Source organism: Salegentibacter sp. BLCTC, from assembly GCF_015143665.1.
Lineage (GTDB): Bacteria > Bacteroidota > Bacteroidia > Flavobacteriales > Flavobacteriaceae > Salegentibacter > Salegentibacter maritimus.
In genome coordinates, this window is record NZ_WYEW01000007.1 from 1 (window position 1) to 26704 (window position 26704).

20 protein-coding genes are annotated in these 26704 nt (G+C 36.8%); 5 read left to right on the plus strand and 15 right to left on the minus strand.

All coding sequences use genetic code 11. The features are described from left to right. Positions 1-248 (plus strand): hypothetical protein (locus GUB10_RS15960; RefSeq protein ID WP_227740363.1); only part of this gene is annotated, 248 nt, incomplete at its 5' end. 30 nt (positions 249-278) lie between these two features. On the opposite strand, the gene GUB10_RS09705 is transcribed toward GUB10_RS15960, so the two are convergent. From GUB10_RS09705 to GUB10_RS09715, 3 genes are all read right to left on the minus strand, one after another. Continuing rightward, complete coding sequence (locus GUB10_RS09705; RefSeq protein WP_193711254.1) at positions 279-2195, minus strand: putative porin; 1917 nt, start codon at positions 2193-2195, stop codon at positions 279-281. A 193-nt stretch (positions 2196-2388) separates the two neighbouring features. Beyond that, entirely contained in the window at positions 2389-3918 is a 1530-nt protein-coding gene (locus GUB10_RS09710; RefSeq protein ID WP_193711255.1) for a RagB/SusD family nutrient uptake outer membrane protein, read from the minus strand. 17 nt (positions 3919-3935) lie between these two features. Beyond that, the gene (locus GUB10_RS09715; RefSeq protein ID WP_193711256.1) at positions 3936-7187 is read right to left on the minus strand and encodes a SusC/RagA family TonB-linked outer membrane protein; all 3252 of its coding nucleotides are present in this window, start codon (positions 7185-7187) and stop codon (positions 3936-3938) included. A 340-nt stretch (positions 7188-7527) separates the two neighbouring features. Here GUB10_RS09715 and GUB10_RS09720 point away from each other — a divergent pair, with 340 nt between their 5' ends. Continuing rightward, positions 7528-8124, plus strand: a complete 597-nt coding sequence (locus GUB10_RS09720; protein WP_193711257.1) for a ribonuclease HII — start codon at positions 7528-7530, stop codon at positions 8122-8124. A gap of 31 nt (positions 8125-8155) precedes the next feature. Next, positions 8156-10609: a hypothetical protein gene (locus GUB10_RS09725; protein WP_193711258.1), complete on the plus strand. Its 2454-nt coding sequence runs from the start codon at positions 8156-8158 to the stop codon at positions 10607-10609. Here the strand turns inward: GUB10_RS09725 and lipB are convergent. Together lipB and GUB10_RS09735 are read right to left on the minus strand one after the other, a co-directional pair. Continuing rightward, entirely contained in the window at positions 10606-11304 is a 699-nt protein-coding gene (gene lipB, locus GUB10_RS09730) for a lipoyl(octanoyl) transferase LipB (RefSeq protein ID WP_193711259.1), read from the minus strand. The genes GUB10_RS09725 and lipB overlap by 4 nt on opposite strands. Beyond that, positions 11301-11465 carry a YqaE/Pmp3 family membrane protein gene (locus GUB10_RS09735; RefSeq protein WP_193711260.1) on the minus strand — a complete coding sequence of 55 codons (165 nt, stop codon included), beginning with the start codon at positions 11463-11465 and terminating at the stop codon, positions 11301-11303. The genes lipB and GUB10_RS09735 overlap by 4 nt, the downstream gene beginning before the upstream one ends. Before the next feature lie 522 nt (positions 11466-11987). On the opposite strand from GUB10_RS09735, the gene lysS reads away from it, so the two are divergent. Together lysS and GUB10_RS09745 are read left to right on the plus strand one after the other, a co-directional pair. Then, entirely contained in the window at positions 11988-13679 is a 1692-nt protein-coding gene (gene lysS, locus GUB10_RS09740; protein WP_193711261.1) for a lysine--tRNA ligase, read from the plus strand. 182 nt (positions 13680-13861) lie between these two features. Then, the gene (locus GUB10_RS09745) at positions 13862-16348 is read left to right on the plus strand and encodes a zinc-dependent metalloprotease (protein WP_193711262.1); all 2487 of its coding nucleotides are present in this window, start codon (positions 13862-13864) and stop codon (positions 16346-16348) included. A gap of 324 nt (positions 16349-16672) precedes the next feature. Here GUB10_RS09745 and GUB10_RS09750 read toward each other — a convergent pair whose 3' ends face one another. The 10 genes from GUB10_RS09750 to GUB10_RS09795 all read right to left on the minus strand — a co-directional run bounded on the left by GUB10_RS09750 (position 16673) and on the right by GUB10_RS09795 (position 26683). Beyond that, positions 16673-19369: a heavy metal translocating P-type ATPase gene (locus GUB10_RS09750; protein ID WP_193711263.1), complete on the minus strand. Its 2697-nt coding sequence runs from the start codon at positions 19367-19369 to the stop codon at positions 16673-16675. A 156-nt stretch (positions 19370-19525) separates the two neighbouring features. Further along, positions 19526-19846, minus strand: coding sequence for a four-helix bundle copper-binding protein (locus tag GUB10_RS09755; RefSeq protein ID WP_193711264.1), 321 nt, complete (start codon positions 19844-19846; stop codon positions 19526-19528). A 126-nt stretch (positions 19847-19972) separates the two neighbouring features. Next, positions 19973-20551: a response regulator transcription factor gene (locus GUB10_RS09760; RefSeq protein WP_227740364.1), complete on the minus strand. Its 579-nt coding sequence runs from the start codon at positions 20549-20551 to the stop codon at positions 19973-19975. A gap of 104 nt (positions 20552-20655) precedes the next feature. Beyond that, positions 20656-21222 carry a DUF3347 domain-containing protein gene (locus GUB10_RS09765; protein WP_193711265.1) on the minus strand — a complete coding sequence of 189 codons (567 nt, stop codon included), beginning with the start codon at positions 21220-21222 and terminating at the stop codon, positions 20656-20658. A 37-nt stretch (positions 21223-21259) separates the two neighbouring features. Continuing rightward, on the minus strand, positions 21260-21805 hold the full coding sequence (locus GUB10_RS09770) for an ion channel (RefSeq protein WP_193711266.1): 546 nt from the start codon (positions 21803-21805) through the stop codon (positions 21260-21262). Positions 21806-21876: 71 nt separating this feature from the next. Beyond that, positions 21877-22371, minus strand: a complete 495-nt coding sequence (locus GUB10_RS09775; protein WP_193711267.1) for a DUF305 domain-containing protein — start codon at positions 22369-22371, stop codon at positions 21877-21879. Between the two features lie 117 nt (positions 22372-22488). Then, the gene (locus GUB10_RS09780; RefSeq protein ID WP_193711268.1) at positions 22489-23037 is read right to left on the minus strand and encodes a DUF3347 domain-containing protein; all 549 of its coding nucleotides are present in this window, start codon (positions 23035-23037) and stop codon (positions 22489-22491) included. Positions 23038-23111: 74 nt separating this feature from the next. Next, on the minus strand, positions 23112-23681 hold the full coding sequence (locus tag GUB10_RS09785; protein ID WP_193711269.1) for an AraC family transcriptional regulator: 570 nt from the start codon (positions 23679-23681) through the stop codon (positions 23112-23114). A 37-nt stretch (positions 23682-23718) separates the two neighbouring features. Further along, the gene (locus GUB10_RS09790) at positions 23719-25428 is read right to left on the minus strand and encodes an efflux RND transporter periplasmic adaptor subunit (RefSeq protein WP_193711270.1); all 1710 of its coding nucleotides are present in this window, start codon (positions 25426-25428) and stop codon (positions 23719-23721) included. Beyond that, entirely contained in the window at positions 25415-26683 is a 1269-nt protein-coding gene (locus GUB10_RS09795) for a TolC family protein (protein ID WP_193711271.1), read from the minus strand. The genes GUB10_RS09790 and GUB10_RS09795 overlap by 14 nt, the downstream gene beginning before the upstream one ends. Positions 26684-26704: the final 21 nt, after the last annotated feature.

Here is a 26704-nt window from a genome sequence, read left to right on the forward strand (position 1 = left end):
TTTTTTTGAGCTTTCTTAGCCCTAAAAACATCGTAATCCCAGTATGTAATGAACTTCTTAACTTAGAACCCCAAACCTCTTGTGGCGCAAAGCGGGTGCAAATATACTGCTGTTTTTTAGATGCACAACAATATTCTTCAAATTTAATTACTTTTCAGGATTTCATACAAAATACACAAATCACATCCCAAATTCACCATAATCTAGAGGCTTCACAAAGCAATTTAACATTCAATAGGTTAAAATAACAGACGAATAAAATAACTTCAACAGAAAAACTAGAGAAAAAAGTTCCAAACAACGCCAAAACGCACCTGGAAATCCATATAAGGATAGCGTGGCGCTACAAAATTATTATTCTTATCGATTAAAGAATTTAAATGTTGCAGCTTAAAAAAAATACGAGTTTGATCTACCTTTCCATTAAAAAAGAAATCGACAACCGGATAATTACCAAATTCGGATGAGTTCTGCACATAAAATTCAGCTAGCACAGGATCGTAGGCATTCATATTATATTTTGTAAAATATTTAAATGTAAATCCGGTTTGTAAATATAGTGCCTTGTCAAACCACTCGTCTTTATAATATATGCTGTTACGAGTCACAAATTCAGGCAGGTTTAATACAGAAGCACCATCTAATACATTTTGATACATCAAGGTATTATCTATTGCAAACAGACCAAAGTCAAAATCTTTACTAGCTTTTATTTTAAAATACCTAACCTGGTCTTTGGACTGAAAAGGCTTCACTAAAGAATCTTCCCCTTCGGAAAAATAGGTATAATTCTGAATTTGGGTTAACCGTGCACTTATATTGAATAATTTTTTAGAACGTAACTCACCATAAAGACTCTGAGTATTTATATTATCTAAATCATTCTGCCAATTGTAATTCACATAATTACTTTGGTAAAGCAGGAAATTATAATTTGGCATATGACTGTTTTGATTAAACCCAAATTGCAGCCTATTTTCTTCATCAAGGCTGTAACCGGCCTGTGCTTCAAAATAGCTTCCTGTAAAATCGCCGGCTAAATTAAGCATAGCATCCGCCTGTACGTCAAATCCACCTATTTTCTTCTTATATTCACCACCCACAGCATAATTTACTCCGGTAAGTTTATTATTAATGGTGTCATTTTCCCGAATATAAAAAGTTTTATATCCGTATTCAAAAGTTTTAATAGCAGCTTTCGCCTTTACCTCCCCTAAAGTTTTATTAGACCACTGTACATAGCCCTCATTATAAAACTCTGTTAACCTAACACGGTCCCTTAAATTTGTTTGCTGAAAAGAAGGACCAAAAATCATATTTGCTGCATTGGTTTGAGAGAAATCAAACTTCTTATAATCGTGGTTAAAGATATGTCCCACTTTTAATGCATTTGAGGATAAGGAATCTGATTTAGCAAGATTATAATAATGGTTCAGATAAAAACGCTTGCCATATAAGGTGCTTTCCGCATCCTCAAAATTCATCTGTAAAAGAGAGCGATCTTCAAACTCCTCTTCCTTATCTATATATTGTTGAAGTGCTAAATCTGAAAGTCCACCATTCTCCTGATTCAATAAGTTATGCGAAACAAAATGTGTTCTTAAATGATATTTTCTATCTAAAGTTCTATAGTTAAGCCCGAATCTAAAAATACCGGTACTGGTAAGAATGTTCTGATATCTGCCCAAAGCACGTACTCCCTTATACCCTACTGAAAAGTTTAACCTTTCAGAAGTATTCATGGTAAACAAAACATCTAATTGTTGCCCCTGCTCCGGTACTGTTTTAAAATAGGCCTCGGTGAAGGGTGTAGGTACATGATAATACTTAATATCTTCAATATCGAAAAAGTTATAATGCCTGGCTTGCGCACCAAATTCAGGATATAATTTTTTGGCTTCAAAATCCATCCCAAGTTTATTATATGGTCGCCCTGTATTGGCAAAGGGAAGTAGTTCGAAATTATCTTTTCGGCGATAATTGAATTTATAATCTTTTTCTATAGTAAGCGTAGTGTCTACAAAAGTAGTATCGTTTGCTAAAGAAATTATTTTATAATCTGAGATTGGAGGTTTAATAGTGTCTTCTTTCTTGCCTGCTTGTTCCGCATTTTGCCCCCCGGGACCGGCAGAAAGTTTAGTTTGTGAAATTCCTATAAAAGGAATTAAGAGAAAAACGAATAATATAACCTTCATTAAATACAATTTGCAACAAAGTTATATTATTTCAAAAACATGTACTTACAAAGTGCGATTTAAAATAAATCTAGGTTAGCTTAAAGCTAACCTGGATTTAACATCTTAATTTCCTTTAAAAAATTCATTACAATAATAAAAAAAGCCCCCGTTAAATCGGAGGCTTTTTTATAATTATTAATTTTCCAGACTATTATTCATTTTGAGTATTAATGGCCGGGTTATAAAGAATTTCTTCTTCCGGAATTTCGAAAGTGAGTTCTTCAGCATTGTAAGGAATTGGATCGCCAACAAAAGATAGATGGTTTGCCCCTCTTACGACAGTCGCTTTGTTTCTCTTCATAGCTAAATAAGATTTTCCTTCACCCCAAAGCTCAATTCGAGTTTGAAGATAAATTTCATCCAGAAGATCTTGTCCAGAAAGACCGTCAAGATAGCTAGTATCATCCAATCTTTCAGCTAGAAGTGTCGATAAAGCCATTCTCGCTTCAGCATCCATATCAAGGTTCGCAGCTGCTTCAGCATTTAATAAATACATCTCGGCAATTCTCATATATACCAAATCTAAAGTAATAACCTGAGAGGGCCCTCTTGGCACTCTTTGAGGATCGAAAAACTTACCCCAAGGTTGTAGGTGGTTTGAAGACTCTGGGTTATTCAAAAATTGATTTTTTCTCACATCATTAGCAGGAATTTGAGCAAATAAATCAGCATCTATAGCTTTATAGTCTCCATAACCGGCATAACTATAAGAGAAATAATCCATTTGTCCCCACCAGGAAAGAAGACCAACTCCAGAATCTGTGGTGAGGTCTACACCCCACATCCATCCAGGCGTATTCACATCGTTAAATCCGCCTCCGGTTGGGTTATTTACATCATCATCGGTTCTGTCTGCCCTAGCAACTTCTTCTTCCGTCATTATTGTAAAAGGACTATTTGCTATAATATCGTCAGTTAAATCCTTCACTTCTTGCCATCTGTCTCCTTGTGCAGCTAAAACATAAGCTAAAATCCCTTGAGCCACCTGCTTATTAATCTGATTTTTAGCGGATCTATTGAAACCATCCAATAAAGAAATGGCTGAGTTTAAATCACTTTCCATTTGCTCATAAATTACAGAAGCAGCCACTTTTGGCCCGTTTTCATCCTCTGGCAAAAGATAAATTGGTAATATCTCTTGACTTGGATTATAAGAGTTTTGGTAGTATTGAGCCAGGTAAAAATAAGAATGTGCTCTCATTGCTTTTGCCTGACCGAGGATATACTTGTTTTCATCGGTTTCAGGAATAGCATCATTCCCTCCAACAGCCGCAATCACTAAATTTGCTGAACGAACAAGTCGATAGTAATACCTCCATGGCATGTAATTCCTTTGATTTGTAAAATCTAAAGGTGCCTGAAACTCGGTAATACCTGACCTATACCAACCAAATGAACTCACAGAAAGCGCCACATCTCCGGAAAGCATATCTCCAAAAATATCGTAGCCCTTTTGTCCAAAATCGTCGTGATTTGTTGTACCACCAGATCCATCTTCAAATTGCAAAGAATAAATACCCGTTAAAGTTCCGGCAAGCACATCAGCATTAGTTTCACCAGCCTCCGAAACCTGTTCTTGCGTTAAAAATTCCGAAGGCTCCTTTTCAAGAAAGTCTTCACTACATCCCACTAATGCAAGTAGTGTAGATGACAGCAATGTTATTTTAAATATATTTTTCATATCGTATTCTTTTATTTTTAAAATTTAACCCTTACTCCTGCAGTAACTGTAGTTAGTGGAGCGTATAAACGACGTCCCGAATTAGCATCTTCCGCAGTATTTGGAAGGAATCCTTCTCTAGCAGTTTTCACATAAAGGTTGTCACCAGAAACATAAAGGTTTACATACTTAATTCCGATGTTTCCAAACATTTCTTCCGGAATGGTATACCCCAACCTTACATTGTTTAATGCAATATAATCTGTACTTGTTACAAATCGATCTGAAGTGGAGGTTACATTGGTATAAGCATTATCTGATAATGCAGGAACGCTTGTTTGATCTCCAGGGTTTTGCCATCTATTTAAGATATCGCTATGATAGTTATTACCAACAGCACCAAAACGGTCGCTCATTAATTCAGCATACTGATAATCAATCGCGTGCCCTCCAAGACTATATACTAGCTGCGCACCAAAATTAAAGTTTTTCCAGTTACCGCTTAATCTCATACCTCCTCTAACATCTGGAATAGCAGACTTACCGATATATTTTTGAGTAGCATTAGCATATGTATCAGTAATTTGTCTTTCTACATTAGCATCTGGGTTATCATTTAAATAAACCGGCATATTTTGAATCGCATCTTCACCGTCATCAAAAGTTCCATTAGAATTGGCATCATTAAAATATTGATACCATTGAGGAGCTCCATTGTCTGGGTTTACACCGGCGTACTCTCTGGTATAAATTTCGAAAATTGACCTTCCTTCAGAATAGGCAAATGGCGCATTTGAAGGATCCAGAATTCTTTCCTCTCCTGTAGATGGATCTAAAGGCATTCTAGTGATTTCATTTTCTAAAAGTTCTCCATTCACACTAAGATCCAAGTTAAAATCTTTAGTTTGAACTATATGCCCTGTTAAATTAAATTCTAAACCGGCATTTCTTAAATCCCCGTCATTTACAGTTATAACAGCAATACCCTGAGACGGCCCTACTCTACGTTGGAAAATCTGGTCTGTTGTATTCTTAATATAATAATCTATGGCACCGTCTAACCATCTCCCCAGACCAAATTCTGTACCTATCTGAAACATTTCAGAAGTTTCCCAGGTAAGATCTGGGTTACCATTGGCTAAAGTTGAAAGAGAAATCTCATCGTTAAGGTTATTTATACTGTAAGTATCATAACCTGGATAGTAGATAGGATCACCATCAGCATCCGTTTGAGCCTCATCTCCGGTAATACCGTAAGAAGCTTTTAACTTAAGGAAAGAAATCAGGTCGCTATTAGCTAAGAAATCTTCATTAGAAGCTACCCATGCAGCACCAACAGATCCAAAAGTACCCCACTTTTCATTCACAAATCGAGACGAACCATCGCGACGCACAGATCCTGTAAGGTAATACGTATCTAAATAGTTATAATTAACCTGACCAAAGTAAGATTCAATAGATCTCCCTTCATTATATCCTGTAGCCGGACTTGCTGCTACTACATAGTTGTTTAATTCATAAATATCAGCAGCAACGGCCTTAGTTTTAAAAGCATCATTGTAACTCAACTCGAAGTCATTAGATTCATGTGCTATCAAAGCATCTACACTATGATCTCCAAACTGATTTTCGTAACGCAATAACTGTAAAAAGTTAGTTGTTAATCTTTCTGTATCTACTTTAAATAAGGTACCACCGTCTCCTTGTGCAGTTCCGTAGAATGGGTTATCTGCACTCGTGTATCTATCCATAGAGTACTGAGCACCAAATTTTGTTTCAAAACTAAGGTGATCGGTAAGTGTGAAATCTAAAGCAAAGCTTCCGTTTAGTTCGTGCCTATCTGTATGCACATAATCATACAAAGCAGAACCTACCGGGTTTAACCCGTCTGATTGTGGTCTGGTTCTAAAACCTGAGAAACTACCATAGTCGTATTGGAATCCTCCATAAATAGGATCCGGCACTTTCTCTCCCTGGTCATCTCTTAAAAATACCCCAAAGATAGGAGCTGTTTTATCAGCAAATTCAAATACGTTTTCAGAACCTACGGTTTGACCATTCTCCATTTGCTCTGAATAAGCATACCCAATATTGGCTGCTACATTTAACCATTCTTTCACCTGAGACTTTAGGTTTAAACGAGTGGTATATCTGTCATATCCAGTATTAACAGCATAACCATTATCATTTAGGTAACCGGCAGAAGCAAAATAAGAAGTTTTTTCGTTTCCACCACCAAAGCGAACGTTAGCTTCGGTTCTAATAGCCGCATCAAATGTTGCATCTTCATATAGTTCTGGAGTATACTTTCTGGTAACCCCATTTCTAACCATACGGGTATCTGGATTAATCAATTCTGAAGCAGAATTCACATTCCACAGGTTATATCCTGCCGGAACATAGTTATCAGAAAACAACCTGGCATTTGCATATTCCACAGGGTTACCTTCTGCATCTCCTGTAATAACACCACGGTTGTAAATACCTTCCCAAACTAAACCAATATACTTTTCTGGAGACTTAATCACATTATATCTGGGAATTACCTGGTCGTTCACACCAGTTTTTACGTCTACCTCAATATAATCTTCACCAGAAGTTCCTGTTTTGGTAGTAATTAAAATAACCCCGTTCGCACCACGCGAACCATAAATTGCAGTCGCAGTAGCATCTTTTAACACGGTAGTTGTCTTGATATCTGCCGGGTTAATGGAGTTAATACTCCCAGAAAAAGGAACACCATCCACTACATATAATGGGTCACGGTTTCCGTTTACAGAACCAAAACCTCTAATTCTAATAGTAGAAGCAGTACCCGGCTGTCCTGAAGTATTAATTACATTCACACCCGCAACTTCTCCTGCTAAAGCCTGAGATACATTGGCAAAGTTTTTTGTTTCCAGGTTTTCTGTATCAATTGTAGTGGCCGAACCAGCAAAAGACTGGCGAGTTGCGGTACCATAACCTACCACTACCACCTCATCTAATGCAGCTGCATCTGCACCAAGTGTAATATCGTAAACATCAGCTTCACCTATAGTAACCTCTTGATTGCTGAAGCCAACATAACTAAATGTTACCACTGCACCAACGTCTACAGAAAGATTATACTCTCCATCAAAATTGGTTTGTGTCCCATTTGTAGTACCCTTTTCAATAACATTTACCCCGGGCAAGGGCAAACCATCTTCATCGATAACCGTACCGGTTATCACTTTTTCCTGTGCAAACGTAAATTGCACTACAAACGCCAATAATAGCGTAAGCATTCCATGTAATTTGTTTTTCATTATTGTTTAAATTTGAATTAGCCTACGCCAAAAATCATAATAAAATCTTAATAAAACAAATGATTTTTAAATTGAATCATCTTTTAATTTCATTAGACATCTTTAAAAGATACAAAAAACCAAGTCCTCAAACAGCCATTTATTTAAGAATTCAATAAAAAAACACAACTTTTCAAGACATCAATAAATTTACATTTCACCTGTTTTATCACCTAAAAAGTCTTTTTACAAAGAATTTACTATGCATGCCTTGTATTTTTTTAAACAGATTATTTACACAAATGACTAAAAAGAGAATAATAGTTTTGCTTAAAACCCCGATTCTTCCAATTTTTGCAGTATGCTAAAAATGTTCGACCTTCCCTGTTCAGTTGCAGGTACCGATGAAGCCGGTAGAGGCTGCCTGGCAGGCCCTGTAACTGCTGCCGCAGTAATACTTCCAAAAAAATTTAAAAGCACATTACTAAACGATTCTAAACAAACCAGAGAAGGAGACCGCAATAAGCTTAGAGAAATTATTATAAATGAGGCTATTTCTTATAGTATTGAGCATGTGTATATGGAGGAAATTGACAAACTAAATATACTGAACGCCTCTATTTTAGCTATGCATCGTGCCATAGAAAACCTAGACTGCGATCCGGAATATATTATTGTAGATGGTAATAAATTTAAACCCTTTCGTAATATTCCCCACGAGTGCATAATAAAAGGAGATGCTAAGTTCTTTAGCATTGCTGCAGCTTCAATTTTAGCAAAAACCGCCCGTGATGAATTTATGAAGGAAATACACCTGGAATTTCCAGCATATAACTGGAATAGAAATAAAGGCTACCCCACAAAAGAGCACCGGGAAGCCATAAGAGAACACGGCAGCACGCCTTATCACAGAAAAAGTTTTAAACTCCTGCCAGAGCAACTTAAACTTAGCCTATAACTTTTATATTTGTTAAAAATTCTGCTATTCCATGAAGAAAACCGTCTTCGCATTTTTAAGTATTTTATTTTTTATTTCCTGTCAGACCCGGGAAACAGAGAAGAACCCTATTAATTATATTCCTAGAAATGCCGCGGTAATTATTCAAACTCCCAATTTAAAACTATTTCAACAGCAAGTAACTTCACTTTCTTTTTTGGAGGAAAACTCTATAAGCGCTATTACTAAACTCAATAAAGATTTGGGTTTTCTTAAATACGCCGATAGCATAACGGAAAGTATTCTTGCTATATCTGTTTCAAAACAGCAAAATTTTAATTATAGCATTATAAGTAAACAGCAGCCCAATTTTAAGTTAGATTCTATCTCAAATAAAGCTGTAGAAAACATAAAGTCTGAGGGCGTAACCTATCAAAAACTAAATTTAGAAGGAAGTGAGTTTTTTATATCTGACGGAGGCAGCCCATTTATTATTTCAAATTCGGAAAGCCAATTAAGGCAAATTTTAAATAAGGAAAACCTGCTACAAAATAAAAGTTTTACCAAAACCTATAAGGCCATTTCACCTAAAGCAACTTCCCTTATTATAAATCATAATCAACTTAATGAATTTCAGAAAAATTTATTTCCGAACATAAAACTGGAGAGCTTAAAAAACTACGCCGGCTGGAGCGCGGTAGATATCGAGTTATCAAAAAATGGAATTTCATTCAACGGACTTAGCATTGCGAACCATAAAGAGAACCTCCATAAAATTCTCGCAAACACCCAGCCTGTTTCTATCGAGTTCCCGACAATTGTTCCTAAAAATTCAGGAGGTTTCATTGCTTTGGGCTACCAGAAACCGAAAATTTTTCTTCAGAATTTAAAAGAATTTAAACAGGACAGTATAGAAAAAAGAGAAGATGAACTTTTACTAAATACCCGGGAAGCAGGAATCATCTTTGGGGAAGAAAATTCGGTTTTAGCATTAAAAACACTGGTAACCACTGAAGCAACCGACTTGATTGCCGGATACGCAAACCTGGAGGAAAATTATCGAGACTTTCCTATATATAAGGTATCGCAACCCGATATTTTAAAAAAACTTTTCACGCCTTTCCTTCAGGTAAACAATACTAATTTTGTAGCGGCAATAGACCAATTTCTTGTATTTGGCAAGACTGCATCAGAGCTTCGTGACCTCATAGCCAATTATGTAAATAAGAATACCATGGCACATGAGGAGCATTATACAAATAGCATTCAAAAATTAGCAGAAGAATCTTCTATCCTCATAGCCGGAAATACAACTTTATTAAAAAGCAGGTTAGCAAAGGCTGTCTCTAAAGAACTTAGAGACGAGATGAAAAATTTAAATTTTGGCGAGCATAAAATAGCAATCCTACAATTGGTAGAAGAGGATGATTTTGCGCATATACATGGTAATTTTGAAAGCCAAAAGACACAAAACACTTCAGCAAATAAAGCTAAAGAAGTACTTTCGCTTAGCCTGGAGGCCGAATTGCTTACAGAGCCGGTTTTAGTAAAAAACCATCTAAACAATCAAATGGATATTGCGGTTCAGGATATAAACAACACGCTTTATCTTATTTCTAACAAAGGAAGCATTTTCTGGAAGAAAAAACTTAAAGGCCCTATTTTAGGAGAAATACAGCAGGTAGATCTTTTTAAAAACGGAAAGTTTCAGCTTGCTTTCGCCACTCCTTATTCTATAGAGGTACTAGACAGAAATGGGAATACGGTAAAACCATTTCCATTAAAATTTCAGGATGAAATTACACAGCCACTTTCCTTATTCGACTATGACACCAACAGGAAATATCGTTTTTTAATTACCCAGAAAGATGAAGTTTTTATGTATGATAAAAACGGAAAAAGCGTTAAAGGTTTCGATTTCAGAAAGACAAAATCTGAAATTTTACAGGCTCCAAAACATTTACGAATTCAATACAAGGATTATATTGTATTCCCTGAAGCATCGGGCAAACTCAATATTTTAAGTCGGCAGGGAAAGCATAGGGTAAACGTAAAGGAAACCATAGATTTTTCTAAGAATAAATGGTACGAATTTGAAAACGATTTTGTTTCAACCAATGCCGAAGGAAATCTTGTAAAAGTGAATCAAAAGGGCGTTGTAAGCACAAAAAGAACCAATTTTAAAGAAAACCATAGCGTTAGCGCACGGCCAAATCTATTGGTTAGTCTATCAGAAAACATTTTAAAAATCAAGGGAAAAGAGATAAGCCTGGATTACGGGTTATACACCGATCCAAAAATTTTCCTGGTGAACAATAAATACTATATCAGCCTAACCGATTTACAAAGTCAGAAAGTATATGTATTTGATAGTAATGCAATTCTTCTTCCCGGTTTTCCGGTTTATGGGACTACGGGCATCGATATAAACAATGCCAACGTAGATCAAGGTCCGGAATTTGTGGTAAAAGGAGGTGAAAAAGAGGTATTGCTTTATAAATTCTAAATAAACTGAGCTTCAAAAAGTTCGGCAAAATGTTTTAAAACTTTCTCCTGAACTTCGTCTAAAGAAATTTCCTTTTTTCCGAGTTCTACATTCAAAGATGTAACGGCTTTGCCTTCTATTCCGCAGGGAATAATATGGTCAAAATAACCCAAATCTGCATTTACGTTTAGAGCAAACCCGTGCATTGTGACCCAGCGACTGGCACGAACTCCCATAGCACATATTTTCCTGGCAAAAGGTGTCCCTACATCCAGCCAAACTCCGGTTTCACCATTACTTCGCTCTGCTTTTAAGCCATACTCGGCCAGTGTACGTATTATGGCCTCTTCAAGAAAACGCAGGTATTTATGGATATCGGTAAAAAAATTATCGAGATCTAGAATTGGATACCCCACCAATTGCCCGGGCCCGTGGTAGGTAATATCGCCACCTCGATTAATTTTATAATAACTGGCTTGTTTTTTCTCTAATTCAGCTTCAGAAATAAGCAAATTCTTTATGTCGCCGCTTTTTCCCAGGGTATACACGTGAGGATGCTCTACCATCAGCAAATAATTGGGCGTTGTTTCATTTAAACTTTGCCGACGGTTTTTAATTTTAAGGTCTAGAATTTCCTTAAAAAGCTTTTCCTGGTAATCCCAGGTTTCTTTATAATCTTTATAGCCTAAGTTTTGCAAATTTACCTGCTTATTCATACGTCTTTTTTGGGATTATTAAGAATAATAAGTGCAGCTATCACTCCGGGAACCCACCCTAAAACGGTAAGTATCAAAACAATTAAAATAGAGCCACACCCACGATCGTAAACGGCCAGGGGTGGAAACAAAATAGAAAGAATAACACGCCAAACACTCATTTATCTATAAGTCTTACCAATTTATTTTGCAAAGATATGATTATAAATAGAGAAAACTTCTTAGATCACTGGCTATCCAGTTTTAATAAGCTATACTATTGCAACCGCGAGGGCAAAGCACTTATAAAGTAGAAAATAACTGTGCATACAGTAAGCTTACTATATGTAAAGTTAATTAACCGGAAAATGGCCAGTATAGCATTAATTTAAAGTCATAAAATTCTGGCATATATCCCGTTGGTTGGTAGCCACATACTCACTATATTTGCACTCGTTTTGCAAGAGTAGAAGTAGTTTCTGAGAAATTTTGAAATCGTCATTCTGAATTTATTTCAGAATCTAAGACATAAATAGTCACTATCACGTTAGAAGCTGGAACAAGCCCGCCTGACCGGATGGACAGGTTCACCTTGACGAAATTAAACTTTACAGACAACTTCAAGAATCGAAAAAATATTTTATAATTCCGAGGGGAGTCTCGGGAAATCAAACCCTTAATGAGGGATACATCAAATTACGAGTATGCAATTATCTGAACAGGAAACAGTAAGAAGAGAGAAGCTTTCGGCTTTAAGAAAGGCAGGTATTAACCCGTATCCGGCAGATTTATTCCCGGTTAAGGATACCAGTAAAGACATTAAAGAAAACTTTGAGGAAGGTAAGAAAGTAGTGATAGCCGGTAGGCTAATGTCCCGTCGTATCCAGGGGAAAGCCTCTTTTGCCGAAATTCAGGACTCTAAAGGAAGAATACAGGTTTATTTTAACCGCGATGAAATATGTACCGGTGAAGATAAAAGTAAGTATAACGATATCTATAAAAAATTGCTAGACATTGGCGATTTTATAGGTATTGAAGGAGAACTGTTTAAAACCCAGGTTGGGGAAAAGACCGTTATGGTAAAAGATTTTACTTTACTTAGCAAGTCGCTTCGCCCACTTCCGCTTCCTAAAACCGATAAAGAAGGGAATACTCATGATGGTTTTACCGATCCGGAACACCGCTATCGCCAGCGCTATGCCGATTTAGCAGTGAACCCAAAAGTAAAGGAGATCTTTGTAAAAAGAACCAGGTTGTTCAACGCCATGCGAAACTTCTTTAATGAAAGAGAATATTTTGAAGTAGAAACACCCATTTTACAGTCTATTCCCGGGGGTGCTGCCGCAAGACCATTTGTTACGCACCACAATGCTTTAGATATCCCACTATACCTTAGAATTGCCAACGAATTATACCTAAAAAGGCTAATTGTTGGTGGATTTGACGGGGTTTATGAATTTTCTAAAAACTTTAGAAATGAAGGAATGGATAGAACCCATAATCCTGAATTTACCGCGATGGAAATTTATGTAGCCTATAAAGACTACAACTGGATGATGGATTTTACCGAAAAACTACTGGAACATTGTGCCCTGGCAGTAAACAATACTACCGAAGCTGTTTTTGGCGAACATAAAATAGACTTTAAAGCGCCCTACAAGCGCGTAACCATGACCGATTCTATCAAAGAATTTACCGGCTTTGATATTACCGGAAAATCTGAAGCTGAAATTAGAAAAGCAGCGGAAGATATGGGTATTGAAGTAGATGAAACCATGGGTAAAGGGAAGCTTATTGATGAGATTTTTGGTGAAAAATGCGAAGGAAATTATATCCAGCCCACCTTTATTACCGACTATCCCAAAGAAATGAGCCCGCTTTGTAAAGAGCATCGTGAAAATCCTGACCTGACCGAGCGTTTTGAACTAATGGTATGCGGAAAAGAAATTGCCAATGCATATTCTGAACTAAATGATCCTATAGACCAACGCGAGCGTTTTGAAGAACAATTGAAGCTTGCCAAAAAAGGAGACGATGAAGCTACCGAATTTATAGACCAGGATTTCTTAAGGGCCCTGGAATATGGAATGCCCCCAACCTCTGGTTTAGGTATTGGAATGGACCGTTTAATTATGTTCTTAACCAATAATCAATCTATCCAGGAAGTATTGTTTTTCCCACAAATGAAACCTGAAAGAAAAGCTGTTGAACTTAATGAAGACGAAAAAGCAGTATTTCAGCTATTAAAAAGTGACGAAATTCACGACCTTGATAGCATAAAAGCCAAATCTGGTTTAAGTAATAAAAAATGGGACAAAACTCTAAAATCGCTTAGAAAACATAAGATGATAGATGTTTATAAGGAAGATGAGGCTATGAAGATCAAAGCAGTTTAAAGTTAAAAAATAAGTTGCTTAGGTTCAACAAGCGTTAAATTAGATATATTTTAACTTCGCTTTAAACCTTTTTAAGATAATTGAGTCAAAAGATCACCAAATGGTGGTCTTTTTTCGTTTTTTAGCTACCGCTAATGAAAATCTATCATTTCAAATTAATCACACAAACCAAAATTCAATTTATGACCAAACGATTAACGTATAAGCTCTTATTAGTGGCTTTATCAGTTTCGGTTTCCAGTTGTGGAATTTTTCAGCCCAAATCTACGGCTGATAGCTCCAAAAAAGAAGCCTCAAAAAAGAAAGGTGATTTCGAGCCTTACGCAAAAGTAATCACTAAAGATGCCAAAAGCGACCCAGGTTTATTCACCGTTCACCGGGTAGACGATAAATATTTTTACGAAATCCCCGATAGCCTGTTTAACCGTGAGATGCTTACCGTTACGAGGATTGCCAAAACAGCTACAGGAATTGGTTTTGGCGGTGGAAAACAAAACACCCAGGTACATCGTTGGCAGAAAAAAGACGGCCACGTTCTTTTAAGGGTTGTTTCTCACGAAATATATGCTGCAGATTCTTTACCGGTTCACGAAGCCGTAGTTAACTCTAATTTCGAGCCGGTTTTACAGCGTTTTCCTATAAAAACTGTAGGTAAAGACTCGGTTAATAAATCAACCGTAATTGAAGTTACCGATCTTTACACCAAAGATGTTAAGGCCCTTGGATTAAGAGATGGTTCCAGGAAACAATACAAAGTTTCTCGATTAGATGATAGCCGCTCGTATATAGATACTATTCGCAGTTACCCTGAAAATATTGAGGTAAGGCACGTAAAAACCTATAATGCCGGAGAACCACCTTCTAACGCCAGTACCGGCTCAATATCTTTAGAGTTCAGCAATTCTATGATTTTGCTTCCAAAAGAACCTATGAAACGTCGTTATTTTGACCAACGCGTAGGTTGGTTTGCCCGCGGACAGGTAGATTATGGGCTGGATGCACAAAAAAGTAAAGAAGTAAAGTACCTGGATCGTTGGAGACTTGAAGTTAAAGAGGAAGACAGGGAAAAATTTAAAAATGGCGAACTGGTAGAACCAAAAGAGCCTATTGTTTATTATGTAGATCGCGCTACGCCTAAAAAATGGATTCCTTATATTAAACAGGGAATCGAAGACTGGCAGGTTGCTTTTGAAGAAGCCGGTTTTAAGAATGCGATTATCGCTAAAGACCCACCCACAAAAGAAGAAGATCCAGATTGGAGCCCCGAAGATGTAAGATACTCTGTAGTGCGCTATCTGGCTTCTCCTATTCCCAATGCCAACGGCCCACACGTTAGTGACCCACGTTCTGGAGAGATCTTAGAATCAGACATTAACTGGTACCACAATGTAATGACCCTTCTTAGAAACTGGTTCTTTGTACAAACTGCAGCTATCAATGAAGATGCCCGTGGTGTAGAATTTGAAGACGAAGTAATGGGTAGATTAATAAGGTTTGTTTCTTCCCACGAAGTTGGGCATACCCTGGGGCTTCCACATAATATGGGAAGTAGCGTTGCTTATGCAGTTGAAGATCTTCGTGATCCTGAATTTACTGCCAAGTACGGGACAGCACCCTCTATTATGGACTACGCCCGTTTTAATTATATCGCACAACCCGAAGATGGTGACGTAGCTTTAATGCCAGATATTGGACCTTACGATAAATACTCTATTGAGTGGGGTTACCGCCCAATTTTAGATAAAACGGCAAAAGAAGAAAAAGAAATTCTAGACCAATGGATCCTGGAAAAGGCCGACAATCCATTATATAGATTTGGAAGCCAGCAAAGTGGTGGAGTGATAGACCCTAGCTCTCAGACCGAAGACCTTGGCGATGACGCAGTATTGGCAAGTGAATACGGAATCAAAAACCTGAAACGCATTATGCCAAAATTGATTGAGTGGACTGCCGAAGACGGTAAAAACTACGATGACCTGGATGATTTGTACGGCCAGGTTTTAAGTCAGTTTAACCGTTATATGGGGCACGTAACCGCCAATATTGGTGGAGTTTATGAGTACTATAAAACTTACGACCAGGAAGGTGCTGTTTATTCTCACGTTTCAAAAGAAAAGCAAAAAGAAGCGATGAGCTTTTTGCACGATCAACTTTTTGAAACCCCCGAATGGATGATAGACCAGGAAATTTTCAATAAAATCCAATTTGACGGACAGGTAGAACGCCTTAGCAATATGCAGGAACGCACACTTAAAAACCTTCTTGATTTTGGAAGAATGGCCCGTTTAATGGAAAATGAGGAAATAAATGATGCTAAAGCATACGGCCTAATTGATATGATGAGCGACCTAAGAAAAGGTATTTGGAGCGAAGTTTATGCAGGACAGAACATAGATCGTTACCGCAGAAACCTGCAACGTGCTTATATAGAGCGTATGGAATATTTAATGACGCAGGAGCAAAGCGCCATTCCATCAAGATACAGAAGCTGGATATCCCGAAGCGACATAGATGTTGCCCAAAGTGATATTCGTCCTGTGGTAAGAGGAGAGCTTAAAACACTTCAAAACCAAATTAGAAGAGTCGCTAATAGTGGAGATCGTTTAACCAGATACCATCTTCAGGATGCTTTAGAAAGAATAGATTTAATTTTAAACCCCATCAAATAATTCTAAGATTTTTTGATTTGTTAGTTTTTAAAACCACCGTAAAAAGACGGTGGTTTTTTTTATCTCTGTTTTTAAACCTTTTTAAATTCTATTAGTCTAAGTATTAAAAAGCACCAAATTGCTATGAAAAAGATTTTTTAGTGACTTGAAAATACTGAAAAATTATTAAGGTGCTTAGTTTTGGTTAATTGGTTGAGTTTGTTTGAATTTTAACACGAGAGCAGTAATAGAAATACCGAAAATCTAAATTTTATATTTAAGCTAATAAAATTTTAGGATCTATTCTGCTCTCTTTTTTTCAGACTAAAGTTTAGCTGTTATAATTTATTGCAAACTGGCGCTTTTTAAGCGTAGTGCATTTGCAATTACTGAAACCGAACTAAAACTCATTGCCAAAGCGGCGATCATTGGGGATAATAAAAGTCCAAAAACCGGGTACAAAACCCCTGCTGCAATTGGTACGCCTAGCGTATTGTATATAAGAGCAAAGAATAGATTTTGTTTAATGTTAAGCATTACCTTTTTACTTAGTAATTTCGCCTTCTTTACTGCTTTTAAATCTCCTTTCACAAGGGTTATTTCTGCGCTTTCTATCGCCACATCGGTACCGGTTCCCATAGCAATACCAATGTTGGCCTGTGCCAATGCAGGCGCATCATTTATTCCATCTCCGGCCATAGCCACTTTTTTACCTTCTTGTTGAAGTTTTTTCACTTCATTCTGCTTATCTTCAGGCAACATACCGGCCTTAAACCCGGTTAGGCCAAGTTCTTCGGCAACCGATTTGGCTGTTTTCTCATTATCTCCGGTAAACATATAAACCTTAACACCTTCATCCATCAAAGATTTTAAGGCTTCCCTGCTGGTCTTTTTAATAGGATCGGTGATGGTAAAATACCCGACTACTTTTCCGTCTACCGAAACAAAAGAAACAGTTTTCCCCTTCTCCTGTTCAATAGTTACTTTTTTCGATATTTCTGAAGAAATTTCAATTTTCTCAGTTTGCATCAGCTTATCATTACCAATGGCTATCTCTTTATCTTCTACCACACCGGTAACCCCTTTTCCGGTAACCGAGCTAAAATCTGAAGCTTCGGTATATTTTAGCTTTTTTTCCTTTGCAAAATTTACCGTGGCTTTTGCAAGTGGGTGTTCACTTTGAGAGTTTAGCGAAGCGATAAGTTTTATAATTTCATCTTCATTATTTCCTGAAACCACTTCCACTTTTTCCACTTTAGGCTTGCCTTCAGTAATGGTTCCGGTTTTATCTATAATTAATGTATCAACATCGTCCATTTCTTCCAGGGCACGGGCATTTTTAATAAGCACCCCATTTTGCGCTCCCTTTCCTACTCCTACCATAACCGACATGGGAGTGGCCAGGCCAAGTGCACACGGGCAGGCAATAATTAATACCGCGATGGCATTCACCAGGGCATAAACATATTGAGGCTCTGGCCCATATATTGCCCATACAATGTAAGTTAGTACTGCAATCACTACCACCACCGGCACAAAATAAGCCGAAATCCTGTCGGCTAATTTTTGAATTGGCGCTTGCGATCTACTGGCATCATTTACCATTTTAATAATTTGGGAAAGTAAGGTTTCCTCCCCTACTTTTTCAGCTTTCATGGTAAAACTCCTATTTCCATTAATGGTTCCGGAGCTTACTTTATCTCCTTCAGATTTATCTACCGGAATAGGCTCTCCGGTAATCATCGATTCATCAATACTGGAATTTCCTTTTTCAATAATTCCATCTACCGGAATTTTATCTCCGGGTTTCACTCTTAGAATATCTCCTTTTTCAATTTCATCTATAGAAACTTCTTTTTCTTCACCATTAATTACTTTTATCGCCTTGTTAGGAGCCAATTTTAGGAGTTCTTTGATAGCAGAATTGGTTTTGCTGTGTGCACGGGCTTCCAAAACCTGCCCCAGTAAAACCAGGGTAAGAATTACGGTTGCTGCTTCAAAATAAACGTGCACGGTTCCCATTTCAGTCTTAAACTGCGGCGGAAAAAAATCTGGAAACAACAAGCCAAATACACTAAAAAGCCATGCTACCCCTGCCCCAATTCCAATTAGAGTAAACATATTAAGGTTCCAGGTTTTTATAGATCGCCAGGCCCGCTCAAAAAACATCCAGGTAGCATAAAATACTACCGGAAGGGAAAGTCCAAATTGAATCCAGTTCCAAATTTCCTGATCTAAAACTTTATAAAGTGGATTACCCGAAATCATTTCAGACATCGCGATAATGAAAATAGGTAGCGTAAAAGCCACGGCTATTTTAAACTTTTTAAGCAGTTTTTTATAAGATTTACTTTCTGAAGATTCTTCGGGTTCTTTTGGTACCAGGTCCATTCCGCATTTAGGGCAGGAACCGGGAGCGTTTTGCTCTACCTCTGGATGCATTGGGCAGGTATAAACTGTAGCTTTTGGCGTTAAGCTGGCCTCTTCCACCAAATCCATGCCGCACACCGGACAATCTCCAGGCTTGTCGTAAGTTTTATCCCCTTCGCAATGCATGGGGCAATAGAAAACCCCATTTCCTTCCCCTTTAGGTTTGTTCTTTTTGGGGCTTACTTTTTTTCCTGCTTCATGAATTTCATAATTCCCACCATCATCTTGCAATGCCTGCTGTAATTTCTCTAACGAAACATTTTTATCACCTACAATTTTCGCCTCCTCTTTTTCAAGATTTACTTCGGCATTTTTTACGCCTTCAACTTTATTTAAAGTTTTTTCTACATGAGCTCTACAGCCATTGCAGGTCATTCCGCTTACAGAATAAGTTTGCGGCACCTCATCTTTTAAGTGAATTTGATAATTACTGTCTTCCAGCACTTTTTGAAACTCTTTAAGCTGAATGTGTTTCTGCATCTCTATTTCGGCAGAAGCTTTTTCAAGGTCAACCTTAACATGGGTTACACCTTCCACTTTTTTTAGAGAATCCTCAACGTGGGCCCTACAACCATTGCAGGTCATCCCAGAGATATGGTAATTGTGTTTCATAGATTTTATTAGAGAAAAAAAACTGTTTGAACCTCTGTTGTTAGTTACGCCATGCCGAACTTGTTTCAGCGTCTAATTTGATAGGAATTAGACGCTGAAATAAATTCAGGCTGACGTCTATCAGTAAAAATTCAAACAGCCTTTTAAGATTAAATTTTAGGCTAAATAAGCCTCACAAGCTTTTGCACACTCCCTACATGCCCTGGCACATTCCTGGCAGTGATCGTGCTTATGCTGCCCACATTCATCGGCACAGGCATTACAAATTTCAATGCAGTATTTTACAAGTCCGTCTACATTTTTGTAACCGGTAACCAAAACCTGATTTAAAGTACTGCAAACTTCAGCACAAACCCTGTCGGTACGAATACAATCTTTCATCATTTCTATGTTGTCTTCATCCAAACAGGCATCAGCACAATAATTACAGTGATTGATACAGTTTCCCAATGCTTTCAACATTTCTTCATTTCTCATAATATTGGTTTTTATTGGTTTAGCTCAAAATTAAGCACTAAAAACCGCAATGAGTTTTAAAATTATGGTAAGAAGTTATAATATAATTAGAAAATGCCTTGTGTACTTTTTGAGATTGTTAATCTCCTAGATATCATCTAAAGGTTTACGATGAAAAAGCTTAGTTTTATATTGAGAAGGGTTTAAGCCGGTCTCCTTTTTAAAGAATGTAGAAAGATAAGCGGCACTTCCAAAGTCCATTTTATAGGCAATCTCTGAAATATTTAACTCATCGTATTCCAAAAGTTCTTTTATTCGTTCTACTTTTATTTTATTCTGAAAACTTTGAATGCTCTGGCCTTCTTCCTTACTAAAAAGGCTGGTAAGATGACTATAATCGTAATTTAATTCTTCACTCAATACTTCAGAAAGTTTTTTATTCTGGAAGTCTTTATGATTGTATACCATCTTTATAACCAAAGATTTTATTTCGGTTATAATTTTATTGGTTCGTTTAGATACAATTTCAAACCCGTTTGTAGCGAGGGCATCTTTTAAATCCTGAAATTGGGATGGTGAGAGTTGGTTTTCCAGCTCAACCCTACCTAAATTAATAGTGATGTAATTAAGGTTTTGTTCCCTAAGCGTATTTTCCACACTCATTAGGCAACGATCACAAACCATATTTTTTATATGTAGGATATTTTCTTTCAAACCGATTTTCATTAAAAATAGTAAGATTGGCTAAAATTTTTGGATGCAGTACAAAAACCTATTTTAGATTTTTCTATTTCTCTCCATAGATTTCAACCAATCTTAAAATAATATAATTATTGAATGGTAGCTTCTACCCTACCACACTTTAACATTTTATCACCATAATAAGGGTTAAAAATATCTTTTGAGTTAGAATACCAGTAGTCTCCTTTTCCTTCAAAAGCCATTGGGCAATATTGTTTAAAGATTGCTCCAGATTCTAAAGCATCAACCAATATAGGCTCCATAGCAACAGTAAGTTTAGAAAAAGCCTCGCGTTGTTTATTAACATCATCGGTTTCTGCGATAGTAGTTGCAATAGCAGCTATTTCTTCGTTATCGCTTGCCACTTCAGCAAGTTCTGCAGCTTTTTCTCCGGCGCTATCGGCATCGGTATTTACAAAAGCATCCTTAATTTCTATATACAAATTGTAGGTTTTAGCGGTCTTTTCGTCCTTAAATTCGGCTTGTAATTCTTCGCCTTTATAGGTTTCTTTTTTGGCTTGTTCATCTGGCTGATGCATTTCATGTTGCATGGGCTCTGGAGCATCATTTTTATTTTCTTCATTTTTACATGAAAATAATACTAAACTTCCCGCAATAAGGCTTAGCATTGTTAAGCTTCTAAGGTTTCTTTTCATTGTTATTGATTTATGTATTAATTAGAATTTAAATAGTTTAATCTTTAATATTAATTCGGTTGATATTTGCAGTTCCAAACACCAGTACAAAAAAGTATAGGATTGTCTCTAAAGCCACTAGAAATTTTGCCGATAGTGATATAGGAACAAAGTCGCCATAGCCAACAGTAGCAAACGAAATTAGCGAATAATAGAAAAACTCAAAGAATAAAAATATTGAGGGTTCTACAACTATCAAGTTTGTTTTAAAATTAGCAGCTTCATTTACGTAAAGCGCATAATAATCTGAAGCAAATGAGAGTACAATAAGGCTTATGATTAGTGTAAAAAGACTTAAAACATGCTCTAAATAATGACTATCGCCCAGCATTTTGCTTAATTGGGTAAATGTAATTCTAACTATTAAAAATGCTTTTAGGATTGCAACACTAATAATAAGCCATTTCCAAAATTCATTATCTAAAGATTTTGGCAGGAATAATACGTAGAGAATGGCTAGCACTACTACTATTGCCATAGTCCAACCTGTCTTTGAAAACAGTTGTCCATAAAATTTTTTGTCTGCGTCCTTCTTATTACTCATTCCTATCTTTCTATTTGCACTGAGCCTTCACCATAAAAAAGCTAAAAATTAGTCAAACTCAAGCTATATAACTATTCAGACTTATTCTCCAGTCTATAAATTATCTTTTTCATTTGTGCAATCTCCCTTTTCTGAGCTTCAATAATTTCCTCAGCCAGTTTTTTGGTTTCCGGGTCTTTAATGTCTGCCCGCTTACTGGTTAGTATTGCGATAGAGTGATGCGGAATCATGGCTTTCATATATAAAATATCTCCAACAATTGGGCGTTGTGCTCTTACCAGACCTAAAGCAGATACGAACAAGACGAGGCTCCCCAGGTAAATGGCAAGGTTCTTTTTCTTGTTTTTATACATTTTGAGCATAAGCGAAAGCATAATTACCGCCATTGCTGAAATACCCAGGCAGGCCATATAAAACCTTGTTAAGCTAAAATATACATGATCAAACTCATACGTATTAAAATACATGGTAATGTACATCGCTATAAATGACAATCCGAGCATTAGAAAAAACCTAAGGTAATTACTTCCACTCTTATCGTGATGTTTCTTATCTTCAGAATTCATTTCTTTTACTTTTTGATTGGTTAATATACTTTATTCAATTAATCGAAATTTAAATATCCCGGGGCTTATAAAGGAATCCATTTTGTGTTTAGTGTCTCGCGGTTTGGGAGCAATAGTTTATTTTTTAATTGTTTTTTCTACTGAGCCACATTTTGGCATCTTGTCACCAAAATATGGGTTGCTTATCTCTTCTACATCAGCATACCAGTAAGCTCCTTTATTGTTGAAAGCCATAGGACAGAACTTTTTATAAATAGTACCACCTGATAAAGCATCTTCAAACATAGAACCTGCCTTTTGTGTAAATTCTGCAAATATCTCCCTTTGCTTTTCCAAATCCTCTGTTTCATGCAGTTGCTTTGCCATAGCCTTCATCTCTGCATGTTCTTCTGAGAACGAGGCAAACATACTTTTTGCCACATCCTGTACCCTGGGTGCATCAGCCCTATTCAGGGCTATTTTAATCTCCAGGTAATTATGCCAAATCTTACCCGTCATCCCATCAACAAATTCCTGATCGGCAATATCTTTTGTCTCTTTCTCTGCTTTTTTAACTTCTTCAGGAGTATTTATTTCAACAGATTGTTTTCCCTTATTATCAAAACAGGAAATAAGGCTAAAACTTACAAACGTAATCACCGAAAAGCTTAAAATTAAATTTTTCATGATTGCTTATTTTTTGGTTAATCTCTAAATTACAATGGTATAAGCTTAAATATTATCATATTTCCTTAAACCTTCTACAAAATTTGGTCTAAAGAATTCCTAAAATTTTGATTTATAGACTTATACTCTGTAAGGTTCATTCCCGTTTCTGCCTTAAATTGCCTGGATAGATGATTGACATTACTGTAATCCAGCAACTGAGCTATTTCCTTAAAATTATACTTCTTAAGTTGAATTAGTTCTTTTACTTTTTCAATTTTTAACTTTATAAAATACTTCTCTATAGTTGTATTTTCGGTATAAGAAAAAATCCTACTAAGGCGTGCATAATCATAATTAATGTTTTTCGACAAATAGCCCGATAATGTTCCTGTTTTTTCTACCGGTAGTTCTTCTAAAAGCCTTATTAAGCTTAGTTTTACCTTTTCTACCAGGACACTTTCAGTGCTTTCTATCAATTCAAAACCATTACTATCCAGAATGCGTTGTATTTTATTGGTATCTTGAGCTTTATCTTTGCTTTTATAAATTACCCTACCCAGTTCTACTTTAACCACGTCAATATCAGCTTCAAATAGCTCGTTTCTCAGAACTTTTATACAACGGTCGCAAACCATATTTTTTATAAAGACTTCTACAAGCATCTTTGATTAATTTGTTAGCTTATCTCTAATTCCTATTTTACAATTGCTGTTGGGTATCTCCACAGTTCATCATAACATCCCCGAAATAGGGGTTTCTAATTTCTTCTGAAAGGCTTAACCAATCGGCTCCTTTATTATTATTCACCATAGGACAATGCTGAATATATATAGGTGTTTCCAGATTTTCTATGTTAGAGACAAAAGCAATTATATTCTCTGAAAGCACTTCAAAATGCTGCCGCTGCTGCTCTATATCGCTACTTTCTGAAATTGCCATAAGTTGGTCTTTAATTTCATTAAAGTGCTGGGTTTCCATTTTCCCAAGATTAGAAATACTAAGAGCGGTAATTTGCTGGTGCATTTTGGAAGCAGCGGTTTTAGCTGATTCTGCATCGGTATTCACAAATGCATCTTTTAATGTAAAATAAGCAGGCAACGTTGTGGAAAGGTTTTTCTGAAAAGAAAGAGGTAAATTCATCTTCATTTCAGCCAGATTACTATCTTTCTTTTCAGTTTGATTCATCATAGAATTTTCGCCCTGTAATTGTACAGCAGCATCTACGGTAAAGGTACCGTTAACCACAATTTCTTCTCCCTCTTCCAGGCCCTCTTCAATCACAAAAGAATCTCCCAGGGAAGTTCCTAACACCACTTCCCGAGCTTGAAAACCGGCACCATTTTGTGCATCCTGCTTCACATATACCAGGGAGCGTTTTCCTGTCCATAAAATAGCCGATTGAGGAATCACTATTTTATTGTTCTTAGCATCAAGATTCTTTTCTATAATGCCCGTGGCAAAAACCCCGGGTTTTATTCGCTTATCTTTATTATTTATCTCTACCCTTGCATTCGCAACCCGTGTTTTATCACTTAATAAAGGATCTACAAAACTTATTTCGCCTTCAAAAGTTTTACCGGGTATAGACCTAAGTGTATAATTTACTTTGTTACCTTCTTCAATCCAGGACATATTGCCTTCATAAACATCAAAAAGCACCCACAATTTATCCAGATTTGCTATCTCGTAAATAGGCATGCCACGCTCCAGGTAATCACCCCGCTCTGATAACAACTCGGTTACTACCCCACCTACATCTGCAGTGATAGAAAAACGTTCTATTGGCTTTCCGTTGCTCAATACTTTATTGATTTGGTTTTCGGTAATTTTCCAATTTCTAAGTTTTTGTTTTGCAGCTTCAAATAATTCCGGTTGACTTTCCTTTATGGCTTCGGCCTGCAATAATTCTTCCTGGGCGGTTACAAGTTCTGGAGAATAAACACTGGCTAACACCTGACCTTTATTAACTTTTTCACCGGTAAAGTTCACATATAATCTTTCAATCCTTCCGGGTATATGGGTAGACTGCGTATAAGTATTACGCTCATCTACTCCCACTTTACCATTTAACCTAATCTCTTTTGAAGCTTCCTTCTCTCCTATAACCAAAGTTTCTACATTAGCCAGCTTCATAGCGTTCTCGTTCATAACGAACACATCTGAGTCCAGGCCATTTTCATCTTCGGAAAGTGGAATAAGGTCCATTCCACAAATTGGGCAATCGCCCGGTTCATTTTGCCTTACGGAAGGGTGCATAGAACAGGTCCAGATTTGATTTTCAGCTAGCTCTGAATGCTCGTGCCCTTCTTCCGGCTCCTTTTCATTTGCGCCTCCAAAAATTAAATACCCCAATAAAATACCCAGCACTAATATGCCGGCGGCTTTCCATATATTTTTATTTTGTTTCATCGTAATTCTGGGTTTTAGCTGATAAATAGTCCATTTTTGCCTCGGCTGTAAATCCGGTTTTTAAGGCTTCTAATTGCTGAATTTTAAATAATAAAATATCCTGATTCATCTCAAGGATTTCTTCAAAATCGCCGTCATCATTACTAAAGGCGGAAACCAGAAGTTTATTGGCCTGTACAGAACTCTCTATCTGTCTTTTATACAGGTTTAACTGCTTTTTGGCCTTTACTAAATCATAAAGCGCTGCTTCTAAATCACTTTGCAACTGATTTTTTGTAGCTTCTTTATTTTTAATTGCAGCCTCTTGCATAAGCACTGCTTCTTTTTCGGCCGCTTTATATTTTTTTCTAAAAATTGGTAAGGTTACCGAAACCATAGGCATAATCACATCCTGTCCATTACCGGGCGGATTCATATCTGTACGTTCTGAAATAATAGCGTAATCCAGGCCTATCCCAATATTTGGTAAACCCGATTTTTGTGCGGTTTTTGCACGATGTTCATAAGCTTCGCGTTCCTTATCGAACTTCGCAAGCTCAGGATGCTCGTTAAAGGCCTGTTCGGTATTCATCAAGTCGGGCTGTAGTTGTTCATCTAACACCAGGGTATCCTGAACACCAACGGAAGCTTCTTTATTTCTGTTTAACAAAAGGTTGAATCGTCTCTTTAGACTTTCTAATTGTTCTTCTTCAATCGCTATTTCAGTTAAAGCTTCATCTCTTTTAATATCTACCCTAACAACGTCTACCATTTTAGAGCTTCCGCTACGAAATTTACTCAAAGAAAGCTCCCGATAAGAATCTAAGATATCCAGGTTCTTTTCTTTTAAAAGGATGCTTTGTTGTATGGCAAAAAGTTCGGCATACGCCTTTTTAACTTCAAAAAATAAATTGGCACGTTTCGCCAAATATTCCTGAAATCGAGCTTCTGCTAACAAATTTGCTGCATCCCTCTTTGTTTTTAAAGTTCCAAACCAGGGAAACATTTGCATAAAACTAAATCGAGCCTCCTGGGCACCCAACCTGGTTTCTACCATTCTTCCAAAGGCACTTAGCGTAAGGGTGGGATCTGGTAATGATGCCACTTGCGGCGATTGCTGTAAAGCTACTTCAAAACTTGTATAAGCCGATTGCAGTTCAGGATTGTTTTCTGCTGCAATTTTAAGGTAATCGTTTAGTTCCTGTGCCTTCGAACTCACTACAGGAAAAGCGATTAGCAGTATACTTATTATTATTTTTATCTTTAATTTCATCATCTAATATTTAATTTCTTCAGA